Here is a 14,003-nt window from a genome sequence, read left to right as displayed (position 1 = left end):
TCCGGAAAGGTTTTGAGGTAAACACTTAAAAGCCTTAGTTTCCAATAAGTAGTTTATTCTGACTTCTAAGAAGTTAAAATCATAGGCTATGCCAGGATATATATAACTTTTAAATATTTTGTTTTTTAATTTCCAATTATTTAAATTGTACTTATCCTTAATTGATTAATGGGACGAGGATCCACATTTATTCCTATGAATGTAATATTTAATCCATAAAACACTTCACATCGTATATATAAAACCTCATTTAACTGTCAAACTTGAGTACTTATGAAATTATTGAACATCCTTGAGAACTATGATACAGTCCTGTTAGACCAACTTTCTGCAGACAAGGTCGATGAAACTATCAATTTGAGGCTACCTCAGTCTGTTATTGTTCAGGAGATTATTTCAGCTTTGAGCTCTCAATCATATATATCTGATAAGATTCTCTATGGCAAGCCTCCCACCTTTGCGATACTAAACCTGATCTTGCAATCTCCTGACTTCATGACTGAAGTGGAGGGCTTTCAAGCAAGAGTTTTGGATTATGTGAAAGAGCTTTCTATTAGAGCAGGTCAAACTAAAAGCACTCATGAAAAAAATCCTCATCTCTATATGAAAATTCTTAAAAAGGCTTGGGAAAATGATGGCATAATTGATAAAAGTGAAGGATATATACTGGAGCTCCTGAGGAATGAACTTGGCATTTGGGACCGTGAGCATTTTATGTTAATGCACGACGCGTCGATCATAAGCCTATGGAATATTGAACAGGAATACTATTTAGTGAGAAATCACTTGCTTACTACGGGAATTATACTTACTCATGAAAATAAATATTTAATCGCAGATGAAGTTGCCGTTCAGATTAGGAAGACGCTTGGGATCGAAATCATGGATGATTCTTACAAAAGGCTACTAAACAGTCTTAATAGAGAAGACTTGGCATTGATACTTACTTTTTATCAATTAAATATTAGTGGTACTAAGGATGCAATGATTGGACGATTGCTGAATAGCTTGATTCCACCAGCCGAAGTTTTGGGCCAGCTTCATCTGGAAACTTTACGAGAGTTATGCAGGCGGGAAAATATTCAAATTAGCGGAGCAAAGAGTACTGTAATTGCCAATATCATCCAGTTTTTTGATGAAGATGTAGATTTACGGAAAGATCAGCTAGACGAACCAACGATTTCCTTACCACCCGAACCTGAACCCCGAGAAATGGATCCGGAAATTTATATAAAGGTTCTGACGATTCTTACAGGTCAACAGCTGTATGATATTCTTCATCAAAACGCTCTTATGACGAGTGGTTCTAAAGAAGAAAAGGTGAAACGCATTTTAGATTGTCATTTGTCTGAAAGGTCGATTTTAAATTTTCTTCGTAAAGAGGATTTAGCACAGTTATGCCGAAAATTCATTCTACCTATCTCAGGCTCCAAACAAGAATTAGTTGATCGTATTTTGGATTACGTTCCGTTTACAACTCCTGTCAATTTGCCGGAGGAAAAGGATAATGTAATAATAAAAGATACATTAAACACTCCGGAAGTATTTAGTGAGGAATTAAAGGTAGGTACTGACCCTACTACTTTACCGCTTAATTGGGATGAAATCAATTCTATGTTTCCCAGTCTTGGAAATGATGAGAAGATAGTTCTAGCAATCTTAAAGGAAGCTAAATCTATAACGGAGCAGGATTTAACGCGGATTGTTACAAAACACAAACTTGGCTGGTTTTTACACAAAGCACATATGGCAGAATTGATGGCAAAGTTGAAAAGAGAGGACAAGCCGTATATTCAAATTAAAAGTATCCAAAATGCTAATATTTACCAGTGGACAGCTAATGATATCGCAGATAACCAAATCCTTGAAAAGAAATCTGCTCGCGATATTATCGATGCTCTACGTCATGGAGTGGTTCCAAGAAACAATCTAAGTCTGTTAATGGTGGGGCAACAGACTGCGAGAAAACATCTCTCTGATATATTATTGGAAGTGAATTCTAACAAATCTCATTTCAAATTTATACGCGGTCAATATGGTTCCGGTAAAACCTTTCTGTGCTCTTGGCTGAAGGAATTTGCATTGGACAATGAATTTGCTGTATCCTTCATGAACATCAGTCATGATCAACCTTTATCTGATCTTCCCATTTTCTTTTCTGGCTTGATCAATGGTTTGCGTACACCTGAGAAAACCGATTCAAGTGCATTAGTTGATATCCTGGAATCCTGGTTATTAAATATTCATAACAAGACAGCAAGAATAGAGGGAATAGAGTTATCACAAACTGGTACTCAGGAAAATCTCAGCAGAATTGTTGAAAATTCAATTGAAGTAGAATTAGCAAATCTAAGTGATATTGAACCTGGCTTTTCTCAAGCTTTGCGTGCATTTTATAAAGGTAAGGCTATGGGAAATATGGAATTAGTTTCTAATGCCGTTGCATGGATTATGGGAAGCAAATCACTTTCATCGCAAGCTTTAAGAGATATTGGTGTTAGAGGCTATCTTGAAGCCAACAACGTATTTCCAAGAATGCGTGCCATCCTGGAAATCATTAGTGGTGCTCGTTATAAAGGCCTATTACTTTTGGTTGATGAATTGGAGCTAGTACGAAAATTCCCTCATGCCCGTCAACGGGAATTAGCACTCGAAACACTACGGCTATTAATTGACGAGGCTGGCAGAAATGCTCTTCCTGGGTGTTTGATTATCTTCACCGGAACAGATGAGTTTTTTGAAGATGAGCGATATGGACTCAAAAGCTATGAGGCGCTAGCAGAAAGAGTCATGACTCCTTTTACTCATGACAGTTTTGTAAGCATGCGACAACCGATTATAAGCCTTGAATCTCTCGATCAAAATAGATTAGCTAATGTACTATTTAAAATACGTGACTTGTACGGGATAGCGTACAATTGGGATGCTCAACAGTTTGCAAATGACTCATCCATCCTAAAACTTATTGAGGAGTGGACAGTATTTGGAGAGGAAAGTATCGATCGCAAACCTAGGCCCGTTTTGAGGGAGTTTATTCAAATGCTGGATTTATGTGAGGAGAATAAAGGAGTCGATCTTTCACAATTTCTTAAAACAAAGCAGGAAGTTACTTCGGAGTATGAACTCACAAAATAATAATCCCTAGTATGTCACTAAACAAATTGCACCCAAGATTGCAGGACCACGTGAAAAATAAAAAGTGGCCTGACCTAACCCCTATACAAAAACAATCTTTTAATCCTGTTTATCAAGGAAAAAGCTGCATTATAGAAGCCCCAACTTCGGGAGGGAAAACTGAAGCCGTTCTATTTCCTCTATTAACAAGGATATCAGGCACAAAATCATCGGGTTTCAAAATTCTATATATCGCGCCACTTAAGGCATTGCTAAATGATCTGGCGCTTCGAGTTATTCCTTACGCTAAAATGTGTTATGTAGAGGCATTCAAATGGCATGGAGATGTTGGTCAGAATGATAAAATAAAGCAAATGCTCTTCCCTTCAGATATTCTATTAACAACCCCCGAGTCTATCGAAGCTATTTTACTTCGCAAGCCAAATTGGCGAGAGGTTTTCAAGGACCTTGAAACTATTGTAATCGACGAAGCTCATTATTTTGCACTTACTGAACGGGGCTCACACTTAGTTTCTCTTCTGGAGAGAGTTGAGGCCGGTATAGAAAAGCAACCGCAACGTATTGCAGTTACTGCTACTGTTGGCAACCCAAATGATTTATTATCTTGGCTTATGGGAAATCGTCTGGGTGGTGAATACATACAAGTTGATAGAAAGACTGACAAGGAAAGAGATTTCAAAGTTCATTATTTTGTGAATGATGGGGAAGGGCTTCAAGATCATTTATATACCCTATTAGTTCAAAAAAAATCAATAGTTTTTGAACGTTCTCGTTCTAATTCTGAAGATACCGCTACCCGCATAAATGAGCGGAATAATGTAAGTCAAACACGGTTCCCTATAAAAGTAAAAACTCACCACTCATCAGTAAGTAAACGATTAAGAGAAGAAGCAGAAGAATCAATTAAACAACATACCGAAACGTCAATAAATGCAATAATTAGTACTTCTACCTTGGAGCTGGGTATTGATATTGGTGAGCTTGACCAAGTAATACAAATTGGAGGATTAAATAGCTCAGCCTCTTTTCTACAGCGTGTTGGCAGAACTGGCCGCCGGCCAGATCGCCCTCAATATTTCCGTGGCTTATGTTCTGATGAAGATGAGTTAGTATTGTTGGCAGGTTGCGTTAACCTGGGTTTAAAGCACGTTTCAGAAGGCATTTTATTCCCCAAAAAAGCGTTTCATATTCTTGCACACCAAGTCATTTGTCTTTGCCTGCAAGACCTGGGGACTACTGCCGATCACATTTGGAAGATTATTTCAAAGGCTTCCTGCTTCTCTGGAATACAACGTAGTGAGCTTGATCTGTTGATTAGCCATATGGTACAGGAAGATCTTTTAAGGTTTGTTAATGGCAATACCTTATTAATTAGTAATAAAGCTGAAAGTGAGTTCCTTCGAGCGAATTGGAAAAGACTTTTTGCTATTTTCGACACAGGGCCTATGTATAACGTCGTAGATGGTAAAAAAGTCATCGGAACACTCGATTCAGGTTTTGCCAGGGCACAACAACTGCCATTTGTATTTGTTTTGGGTGGCCAGGAATGGAATGCGCTCAAAATTGATCATGAAATGCAACAGATATCTGTCAAAAAAAATGAAACAGGTGTTGCGCCCAAATGGAAGGCCTTCGGCAATTATGATATCCCCTTTGAGTTAGCTCAGGAAGTTGGTCTAATACTCATGAGTAATATAAAGCTTGATTTTTTGGATTTACCTGCTCAACGAATACTACAGGCATACCGAAATATGCATCACCACATATATTGGGAAAGCAAAAAATGGGTATTAGAGTCATCAACAGAGTACGGTAAAGCTTACCTTTGGACTTTTGCTGGTGATAAAATCAATCGCGCTTTATACAATCTTATTTCTTCAGAAATTAAAGGTGAACTTAGCCATGATTATATGAAGGTTGTAATTGGTTTAGAAAAGGAGAACCCAAAATCGTTACATGATATCCACGACTTGATCTCATCCTTTAGATTTAAAAACGAACAAGAACTTCAAGACATAATTGAAGAACAGATTCATGTCAAATGGTTCTCCAAATTTTCTGAATGTCTGCCGGCACCCTTGGCCCAAAAGACTATCCTTGAAAAAGGAACAGATTTTTCTGGGTTAGTTCGTGAATTAAATAGAGTTAGGATATCTTTTGTTAACGCAGAAAATGCCTCTACACTATCATAATCTTGGATTTTAACCTTGCTCCATAATGCTTCAAATCCACTCCATCCTCAAAAATTCGGATCAAAATTAAAATAGATCGGGTTCGACAGCCCCACCATATTGCCGCTCAATGCCATTGATCCCGGCACTTGTGGATAGGGTGTTGCCGGCCCTTCTACCGTAACGCGGTAATAAGTACGGCCCAGTGCTGCCGGCGTGTCTGTAAACTCAGCAACAGGTGTTTTCCCGGTCACGTGTAAGGAATCGAACTTGTTACCGTTCTTTACAACACTGATAGTATATGATGCATCCGGAACAGTATTTCCTGTTACCTGAACACGGAACTTCACGGCTTTGCCTGTTGACCTAACGTTATCACCCATCATCATATCCATCTTACCATCCTGATCCAGGTCGGCATAAAATTCAACGCGGGGTGCGTATGGATTTGCGCTAACAGCAACCCGGCCATTTGTGAGGGCATCTACAACTGCCTGCGGAGTGCGTGCTGTAGCAAACACCCAGGTTGTTGGAGTGCCAACATAGTTGGCCTTCGCCTGCACACTGTTCTTTGTTGCCTTATCAGGTGTATCCGGCGTACCATGATGCGCATCGCTCCCGCCCCTGCCGGTTAGCTTGCGGCCTGATGACAGCATATCGTCCCAGATCATGATCGCATTTTCATTCTTTGACCAGATCGCGGAATTCCAGACCTCAATAGATTCAATGATATCATAGGAGTATCCAAAATGATCTTTCCCGCTGGGATGGTTGGCCGACAAATGGATCCCAAGCTGTTTCTTTACAGCACCTATCACCACATCGCGCTGATCACGAACGTCGTATAGGCGTTGATGATCATACGGTTTGGCAGAAAATGCATTGCCGTGGCCGCGGGTGGTTGTCCATTCTGCACCATACAACAGCAGCACGGAGTCTGATCTGAACTCAGGATCGGCCCAGGTGTTATTTGCAACATCGCCCTCAACATGGTTATCGTGATCCGTGATGCAGATATAATCTATACCAACAGATCTGGAAAACGCGATGATCTTTGCAACAGGGTTATTCGATGATTCCTTGCTATGCCGGGAGTGTAAGTGCAGATCTCCCTTTAACCACACCCCAGTAGTGAGGCTGGCTACAGGTGGCAACATGTTAATAACCGTAGGCGCCCATGGATTACTGTGGCCTGACTGTGCCAATGCAGCACTGCTGATACATCCCATCAGCACCCCGGTATAGGCCATACCTGTAAGTATGCTGTTATTCCTGAACATCATATCAAAATTATTATTGAGTAAAAAGGTTTCCGTTGAAGAATTGTGCGCCGCAAAGTTATAAGACCATAAGCGCTGGCTATGTTAAATTTGTATCAACAAATGCAAAAGCCGCAAACACTATTCAGTATTTGCGGCTTTTGTAATTCTAAAACTTCTATAAACCTTTTCTTTTTGTAAAAACATGCGTGATCCCTGCACCGATCATTTTTTCCAGCAGCTCATAACCACCATTAGCCTTGCTATGCGCGCCTTCTCTTTCCGCCAGCGTTATGGGGCAGGCCCAATAAAGATTTACACGGTCGCCTTCAATGGATGGCAGGTCTATGCCGGGGCCTTTATACAGCGCGGATGAAAGAATAAAACTGTCATATCCCGCCGGCAAGCCAGATGAACTAATGGTATGTCCCTCTCCCAGCCAGGTAAGGTTGCGCCACGGACTGTCTGCCATACCAGATACAGCCTGCGCCATGTTCATGATCTGCTCTTCTGTATAATCTTTTTTACTCACGGCAAGGCCCAGCTCCATTCTTCTGAAACCCGCTGCCTGGTCATTATATAACAACTCCACCCAGGGCATAGGGCGGATGCTTACGCCCAGGCTCATAAAATATACAATATCATCTTTCTCAAACCTGGCTAATGCCATGGGCGGCCACTGCTGCTGATCTATAGCATAATATTGCAGTGAGCTGCCGAGCTGCGCTTCATACGCGTCCAGGAATTGTTGCTGAATAGGCAGCCAGGGATTATTATTCTCATCTCCCCACTTATCCCAGAAAGCGGATGTTTTTTGCAGCCTGTTATACAACGCAGGCGCTGTTAGTGGGAAAATGCCCCTGTCCTCAACTATAGCGCTGCAGTCCAATGTATAACATGCGCGTTGGTCGGAGTAAAGGCTCCATCCGGGAATAATGGCTATAGGCTCATCCTGGTAAAACACGGTAGCCCCATCATCTTCCTCATTCCACATGATGTTTACATATTCTGCCTGCAAAGGCTCCGCGCCTTGCGGGTGTTTACAATACTGTGCTTCCAGCAGCGGCGCCCTGCCCTCTTCCATGGCCGCGTTATCCCGCTCTTCAGGAGCGGGTTGCAGGTTGCGCAGCCAACAGGCTCTTATACTATAACGCTCGGAAAATTGCTCTGCAGGATAAATGTAAAAATAGGCGGTACGATCGTCCTGCTCTACTACAGCATGCAAAGTACCGCGGTTATTAGGCTGTTCTAATAATACTTCGGGGGTATTCATCTTGTGAAACGGTTTGATTTGCGCAGCAAGCTACAAATTATTTTTTTCCCACCGTAAACGCATACACTATATAAGCCCTACTTCCCCTCCTGCTCAAAAAAGTATACGCCTTTCTTATTACTTACCACAATATCCAATAGCCCATCCTTATTCATATCTGTTACCACAAAGCTATTGCCGATGCCTGAATTGTTATCGATCTCATGCGGTATCCAGTGCGGAGCTTTGCCGGGAATGTACTCAAACCAATACAATACTGCCGGCTCATACTCACCGGGATCATGCCCGTTATGTGCAAAATAGCGTTTGCCGGTGATCAGGTCGGGGTGGCCATCCCGGTTAATATCTGCCATAGCCATGGCATGTGATTGAGAAAATGAGGTATTGATATCATGGGTGATCCATTGGCCGGCGGCTTGCTGCTCATGCCACCAGATGCCATAATCATGCGCGGAAGAGCTGATCACATCCATATCGCCATCACCATCTGCATCCAGCACAAACATATTGGCGCAGTCTTTTCCAAGATCAGCAGGATGGAAAACCCAGTTAGTTTGTTTTACATCTGCAGGTGATTCCCACCAGCCGCTTTTAATGATCACATCATTGCGGCCGTCTTTATTCACATCTCCCCAGCCCAGCCCGTGGGTGTAGCGGTGCGTACCTCTTGCAGGATCGCTGCTGATGATATGGCGCTGCCAGAGCGTATCACCCTTGCCCACTGGCGGTTTCAGCCAGATGACCTGTTTGGCTAATGTATCATTGCAGATCAGGTCATTTCTGCCATCCTTATCTACATCTGCAAAAAGCGGTGTTTCAATACCGGCGGATGGCAAGATCATGTGCGAAGGCCAAAGCTTATTGTTAGTCTTCGGATTTTCATACCACACACATACACCACCAGGCTGGTCAAACCGGATAAGGTCAGCCCAGCCATCATTATTTACATCCATGCAAAAATTCAGGAAAGTAGTGCTGTAGCCCGGTACCGGGTGCAAGGTATCTGCATGCAGCAGGTGGGGTTGCCAGCCGGGCGCCTCATACCAGTAATTGCCGGCCAGTATATCGGCACGGCCATCCCTATTCACATCGCCGGTAGCCGCACCTTCTGATACAAACACCGGGTTAATAACATGTTTTTTGAAAGTGACCGCTTTAGGCGATTGCTGTCCCTGACAAATGGTGAGGACGGCCAGCAGCAGAGAAGCGGTAACCATGAGTGGAATTATTTTCTGCATAGTAGATCTGATGAGTACCTTAAAATAAAACAATAATCCCGCAATGTCTATTACTACCTAAAAGATTAGCAACCGCCTTAAATATAGCCGGTAAAATAATTACCTTGTAATAACAACAGATGCAACATAACCATGTGGAAGTTTATTACACTGATCCTTTTGCCATTTTGCTTTTCCTTTTTGCCGGCTGGTAACCCGGGAAAAACAGGTACCACCAATACCATCATCACCGGTGCTGATCAAACAGCCGCTTACCTGCCTTACCTGAAAGGCAAACGGGTAGGCATGCTGGCCAATACCACCTCTATCATTGGCAACCGGTCTATTGCAGATAGCTTACATGCCTTTGGCGTGGATATTAAAGTGATCTTTGGCCCTGAGCACGGCTTTCGTGGCAATGCCAGCAATGGCGCTAAGGTGGGTGATGAAATTGATCCGGCTACAGGTATCCCGGTAATTTCTTTATATGGTCAGAAAAGAAAACCTTCGGCAAAAGATATGGCGGGTATAGACATCATGATCTTTGATGTACAGGATGTGGGCTGCCGTTTTTATACCTATATCAACAAGCTGGCGGATATTATGGAAGCCTGCGCTGAAAATAATAAAGAGCTGCTGATCCTGGACCGGCCCAATCCCAATGGGTATGTAGACGGACCTGTGCTGGATATGAAGCTCAGCTCCGGCATTGGTAAATTCCCTATTCCTATTACACACGGTATGACTATTGGTGAATTTGCCCAGATGATAAACGGCGAAGGATGGCTGCCCGGCAAACAAAAATGTAAAATAAAAGTGATCACCGTAAAGCACTACGCGCATCACATGGACTATACTTTACCGGTGGCGCCATCGCCTAATCTAAACACACAGCAATCCATACTGCTCTATCCGTCGCTGTGTTTGTTTGAAGGTACCATCATCAGCCAGGGGCGCGGTACCCATATGCCTTTCACAGTGCTGGGCAACCCGGACCTGAAAGGAAAATATACTTTTTCCTTTACGCCAGTAAGCATACCCGGCATGTCCGAAACCCCGTTACACCAGGATAAAGTTTGTTATGGCCTGGACCTGCGGCAGTATGATATGACGGCCCTCCGCAGCAGCGGCAAAGTGAATATTCAGTGGATGATAGAAATGTATAAAGCTTATCCCTTTAAAGAAAAATTCTTTGATATGAGCCAAAGCAAACAAATGGGCAATATAGATAAGCTGGCAGGTACTACTCTTTTTAAACAACAGATCATAGCGGGTAAATCAGAAGCAGAGATACGCAAAAGCTGGGAGCCGCAACTCTCAGCATATAAAACCATGCGAAAAAAATATTTGCTGTACCCGGAATAGGGATGGTGGACCTTACTAAAAAAATGCGCGGAACACGGGTTTATCCTGTTGATAGAGATTGATGTCCTTTACTGCGCCGGCGCCCCTGAAACGGTAGATCATGCCCACAATATGCACCGGCCTTTCAGGCAATGCGCAGGTGTATACCGTCTTTCCGTTCACGCTGTATTCAATAGTTTTACCAATACTTTTGCAGCCCACCTGTACCCAATCTAAAAAATCCACCCCAAAACCAGACAGGTCGGCCTGTTTGCCGGATACCATCTGGTCTACACTTAACAAACCTATTTCAGACACGCAACCTTTGGCAGACAGGGGAATAATAATCGGCGAATCGTCCGTAACAAGTGTAATGGTTGTTAACCGGCAGGCAGCCGCCCCTTCCCCGTACTCATTTTTTATACGAACGCTAAAAGCAAACTCCGACAAGGGAACCGGGTTAAAATTGCCTACGTTATAAAAATATACATCCGGTGCTTCCGGCTGCAACGGCATATTATGTGCGGTAACGGCTTCTGCCGGTAAGCGTAACATGGTTTTATTCATGAAAGCGGCTGCCGGCAAATAAACCGGTACAGGCGTTTTGCTTATAGTGGCCAGCCATCCATCCGTAGGGATCAGCAAGGGTATTTCTTTTACCACCTGGTTATCGGCCACCAGCTTGGCCAGGTAAAAACCCGGTTCATAATAAACGGAGGTATGGGTATGCTGGTTTTTACTTACCAGGGTTCTTCTGCGTTTATCCCAGGATTGCTGGATGTAAACGGAATCTGTAGGCGCAGCAACCGCATCGTAAGTAAAAATAACCGAGTTGGGAATGGTGCGGGTAACCGGCTTTACTGCAAATTGATAATCACTTTCTTTAACCGGCGGCGGTGTTTTCTTTAATGCAAAAATGCCCAGCAGCGTAAGAGAGATCATCACACTTGCGGCTAACATCCACACCAGCCTGGCCGGCTGCTGCTTAGCCGGTTTGGGTACGGGCAAGGGGTCTGCCGGTGCAGCAGCATTATTATGATCCGTATGTTCTTTTACAAACTGCCGCCAGTTAACTGCACCGGCAAAACGGGCCAGCGTATCCAGCGTAGTGGTGCTGGGCAGGCTGTTATAGGTAACACGGCCCCACACCCTTCTTAAAGTGCTGGCGCTAAGGGATACACCTGTTTCATCCAGGATCAGCTGCTGCAAATTTTCAAAATCCCTGCTTTGCCAGGCCGCACTATCGCCCCAATCGAGCTTCTGCTCAATCATACGCAACAATTTATCTATATCTGCCGGCATTGGAAATCAGTGTGATAAAACTTGAAAAAACTTGTACCATCCGTGAATTGTACCTGTGTTGCACCTGTGATAGCTTTGAACAACGATACAGCTCCTTCTGCAAAAAGTTACAATCTTTTTTTGGTTTATCATTCACCCTCAACCTGTTTAACTATGTACAAACACTTTATGATTGCCGTGTTATTATTACTGATCACCAACCTGGTATGCCGGGCGCAAGCTGATTTCTGGACCAGCGCCCATGCTTACCTGGGACAAACACCACCAGGTGATACGCCTAAGATCTTTGCACCCACCCTGCTACCCGATACCGGCATTGCAATGGACCGGGTAGCCTGGTCAGCAGACGGCAAGGAGTTTTATTATTGCAATGCGCTGAAATGGTTCAGCACCGGTACTAACAAGATCAAATACTTCAGGTATACAGATCATCAGTGGAAAGGCCCCTTTGTTTTAACAGATCAATTTTATGCGCCCACCTTTTCTTTAGATGACAATACCCTATACCTACAGTCAGGACGGGGACAAGTATGGCAATCGCGGCGCAAAGGCCAGGGTTGGAGCAAACCGGAGCTTTACCTGAAAAAAAATTACGGCCTCTATGATTTTATGCCGGTGCAAAGCGGTGCTTTTTACGTAGGCAGTAACGGGAAGCAGGGAAGCATGCAGGACTGGAGCACCTATGATTTCTGCAAATTCACCATGACGGCCAAAGATACCACCATTCAAAGCCTGGGCGCGCCTTTAAACACACCCGGCTTTGACGGGGATTTTTTTATTGCAAGAGATGAATCCTTCATTATTATCAGCGCCAAAGAAACGAAGGACTTTGAATGCGAGCTCTATATCAGCCGCCGGAAAAATGACGGCACCTGGACCACACCGGAAAGCATGGGGCCACTTATTAACAATGGTACCGCACACCGCTGGGGACAATATGTTACGCCAGATAACAAGTACCTTTTCTATACACAAGGCACCAGCGAAAAAGACTGCCACATTTATTGGGTACGGTTCCACAAACCCTAGCCTAATTAAAATTGGCGGCTATTTTTTCCAGGTATTCCTCAATGGGTAAGCTGTTGCGCATAGCCATCAGGTTCTTACCCATGTTACCGATCAATGTCCTGAACTGCTGGTTCTTACCGGTAGCCAGGGCATAGATCTCGTCTACGATCACCTGCGGATCATCGCGCAGGGAAGGGTCTGCATTATCCATCAGGGCTTTTACCTTATTAACCATAGGATCATAATCCGTAATAGCGGGATGGGTGGTCCAGACTATATTCTCCTTAAAATTGTTACCGTTAGAGCCGCCCTGTTCTATGAGCCGCAGCTGAATGTTAAAGGGTTTTAGCTCATAGTACAACCCTTCCGTTAAACCTTCCAGCGCAAACTTGGACATATTATATAAAGAGCCGGTTGGCACTGCGGTAGTTACACCCATAAAAGAACTGATGTTAATGAACATGCCACCTTTATTGGTCCTGAAATGCGGCAGGAAAGCGCGGATCACATTAATGGGGCCGTGTACATTTACGGCAAACTGCTGGTCAATAACGGCATCCGCTGCAAATTCAAGCGGGCCGTAAACGCCTATGCCTGCATTGTTCACCACCACATCAATTTTCCCGAATGCAGCAATAGCCGCTTCCGTGGCCTGCTGCACCTGGGTTACATCTGTAACATCCAGCTTAAAGATCCTGATATTGGGGTAGGCAGTTAATGCTGTTTCCTTTTCCGGGCTGCGCATGGTGGCCGCTACCTGCCAGCCCTGGTTGGCAAAATGTATGGCCGTTAATTTACCCAAACCGGTACTGGTGCCGGTAATAAAAATTGTTTTGCTCATTTTCTGTTTGTTTAATTCCAGTGCAAATATCCGGCGCAATTGGTATAACTTTGTAACCAGTATAACAGAGTATACCAGGTATGCATTTAGAAAAACAGGCCAAAAAGATCTTATCCTTCCCCCGTAACCAGGCAGAGGAAGTGCAGGCGCTGCAGGATACCATTTATGTAATAGGTGGTAAATGGAAGCTGCCCATTATTAACTCCATTTGTAATGGCAACAAGCGCTTCCGAGATATACAGCGCAGCATTCCGGGCATTACCACCCGTATGCTGTCCAGGGAGCTAAAGGAAATGGAGCTGAATAAGCTCATTACCCGCACCGTATATGCAGATATACCCGTGAGTGTGGAATATGAAAGCACGGATTACTGCAAAACCTTTGGCCCTATCATATTAGCGATGATAGACTGGGGCAAGAAGCACAAAAAGAAAATAACCGGTAAAGGATAAC

Annotated in this window: 10 protein-coding genes; 5 read left to right on the top strand and 5 right to left on the bottom strand. The window is 43.7% G+C overall.

Annotation, left to right across the window (positions count from 1 at the left end; translation table 11 throughout):
* The first annotated feature begins 273 nt into the window (after positions 1-273).
* Both BMZ54_RS24235 and BMZ54_RS24230 read left to right on the top strand, forming a co-directional pair.
* Positions 274-3,135 (top strand): BREX system ATP-binding domain-containing protein, encoded by a 2,862-nt coding sequence (locus tag BMZ54_RS24235; protein ID WP_089918307.1) that lies wholly within the window; start codon positions 274-276, stop codon positions 3,133-3,135.
* A gap of 11 nt (positions 3,136-3,146) precedes the next feature.
* Positions 3,147-5,327, top strand: a complete 2,181-nt coding sequence (locus BMZ54_RS24230; protein WP_089918305.1) for a DEAD/DEAH box helicase — start codon at positions 3,147-3,149, stop codon at positions 5,325-5,327.
* Between the two features lie 47 nt (positions 5,328-5,374).
* On the opposite strand, the gene BMZ54_RS24225 is transcribed toward BMZ54_RS24230, so the two are convergent.
* The 3 genes from BMZ54_RS24225 to BMZ54_RS24215 form a co-directional block, all read right to left on the bottom strand.
* Positions 5,375-6,589 carry a CehA/McbA family metallohydrolase gene (locus BMZ54_RS24225; protein ID WP_238386677.1) on the bottom strand — a complete coding sequence of 405 codons (1,215 nt, stop codon included), beginning with the start codon at positions 6,587-6,589 and terminating at the stop codon, positions 5,375-5,377.
* A 154-nt stretch (positions 6,590-6,743) separates the two neighbouring features.
* Complete coding sequence (locus tag BMZ54_RS24220; RefSeq protein WP_089918303.1) at positions 6,744-7,838, bottom strand: suppressor of fused domain protein; 1,095 nt, start codon at positions 7,836-7,838, stop codon at positions 6,744-6,746.
* 77 nt (positions 7,839-7,915) lie between these two features.
* On the bottom strand, positions 7,916-9,076 hold the full coding sequence (locus BMZ54_RS24215) for an FG-GAP repeat domain-containing protein (protein ID WP_089918301.1): 1,161 nt from the start codon (positions 9,074-9,076) through the stop codon (positions 7,916-7,918).
* Between the two features lie 132 nt (positions 9,077-9,208).
* Here BMZ54_RS24215 and BMZ54_RS24210 point away from each other — a divergent pair, with 132 nt between their 5' ends.
* Positions 9,209-10,420, top strand: a complete 1,212-nt coding sequence (locus tag BMZ54_RS24210) for an exo-beta-N-acetylmuramidase NamZ family protein (RefSeq protein WP_089918299.1) — start codon at positions 9,209-9,211, stop codon at positions 10,418-10,420.
* 15 nt (positions 10,421-10,435) lie between these two features.
* Here the strand turns inward: BMZ54_RS24210 and BMZ54_RS24205 are convergent, their stop codons facing one another.
* Positions 10,436-11,671, bottom strand: a complete 1,236-nt coding sequence (locus BMZ54_RS24205; protein ID WP_143081119.1) for a hypothetical protein — start codon at positions 11,669-11,671, stop codon at positions 10,436-10,438.
* A 183-nt stretch (positions 11,672-11,854) separates the two neighbouring features.
* Between BMZ54_RS24205 and BMZ54_RS24200 the strand changes: the two genes are divergently transcribed.
* A complete protein-coding gene (locus BMZ54_RS24200; RefSeq protein WP_089918294.1) occupies positions 11,855-12,730 on the top strand; it encodes a hypothetical protein in 876 nt (291 codons plus the stop codon).
* Between the two features lies 1 nt (position 12,731).
* On the opposite strand, the gene BMZ54_RS24195 is transcribed toward BMZ54_RS24200, so the two are convergent.
* Positions 12,732-13,550 carry an SDR family oxidoreductase gene (locus BMZ54_RS24195; protein WP_089918512.1) on the bottom strand — a complete coding sequence of 273 codons (819 nt, stop codon included), beginning with the start codon at positions 13,548-13,550 and terminating at the stop codon, positions 12,732-12,734.
* Positions 13,551-13,630: 80 nt separating this feature from the next.
* Between BMZ54_RS24195 and BMZ54_RS24190 the strand changes: the two genes are divergently transcribed.
* Positions 13,631-14,002: a winged helix-turn-helix transcriptional regulator gene (locus tag BMZ54_RS24190; RefSeq protein ID WP_089918292.1), complete on the top strand. Its 372-nt coding sequence runs from the start codon at positions 13,631-13,633 to the stop codon at positions 14,000-14,002.
* Position 14,003: the final 1 nt, after the last annotated feature.

Origin of the sequence: Chitinophaga rupis, assembly GCF_900109685.1 — a bacterium.
GTDB classification, from domain to species: Bacteria; Bacteroidota; Bacteroidia; order Chitinophagales; family Chitinophagaceae; genus Chitinophaga; species Chitinophaga rupis.
The sequence above is the reverse complement of the archived record's forward strand: the minus strand, read 5'-3'. Positions and strand labels throughout refer to the sequence as shown.

What these genes read in the sequence shown, in the direction of transcription:
- BMZ54_RS24195 (WP_089918512.1), bottom strand. Translation starts at nt 13,550, where the DNA reads ATGAGCAAAACAATTTTTATTACCGGCACCAGTACCGGTTTGGGTAAA.
- BMZ54_RS24205 (WP_143081119.1), bottom strand. Translation starts at nt 11,671, where the DNA reads ATGATTGAGCAGAAGCTCGATTGGGGCGATAGTGCGGCCTGGCAAAGC.
- BMZ54_RS24225 (WP_238386677.1), bottom strand. Translation starts at nt 6,589, where the DNA reads ATGATGTTCAGGAATAACAGCATACTTACAGGTATGGCCTATACCGGG.
- BMZ54_RS24215 (WP_089918301.1), bottom strand. Translation starts at nt 9,076, where the DNA reads ATGCAGAAAATAATTCCACTCATGGTTACCGCTTCTCTGCTGCTGGCC.
- BMZ54_RS24190 (WP_089918292.1), top strand. Translation starts at nt 13,631, where the DNA reads ATGCATTTAGAAAAACAGGCCAAAAAGATCTTATCCTTCCCCCGTAAC.
- BMZ54_RS24210 (WP_089918299.1), top strand. Translation starts at nt 9,209, where the DNA reads ATGTGGAAGTTTATTACACTGATCCTTTTGCCATTTTGCTTTTCCTTT.
- BMZ54_RS24235 (WP_089918307.1), top strand. Translation starts at nt 274, where the DNA reads ATGAAATTATTGAACATCCTTGAGAACTATGATACAGTCCTGTTAGAC.
- BMZ54_RS24230 (WP_089918305.1), top strand. Translation starts at nt 3,147, where the DNA reads ATGTCACTAAACAAATTGCACCCAAGATTGCAGGACCACGTGAAAAAT.
- BMZ54_RS24220 (WP_089918303.1), bottom strand. Translation starts at nt 7,838, where the DNA reads ATGAATACCCCCGAAGTATTATTAGAACAGCCTAATAACCGCGGTACT.
- BMZ54_RS24200 (WP_089918294.1), top strand. Translation starts at nt 11,855, where the DNA reads ATGTACAAACACTTTATGATTGCCGTGTTATTATTACTGATCACCAAC.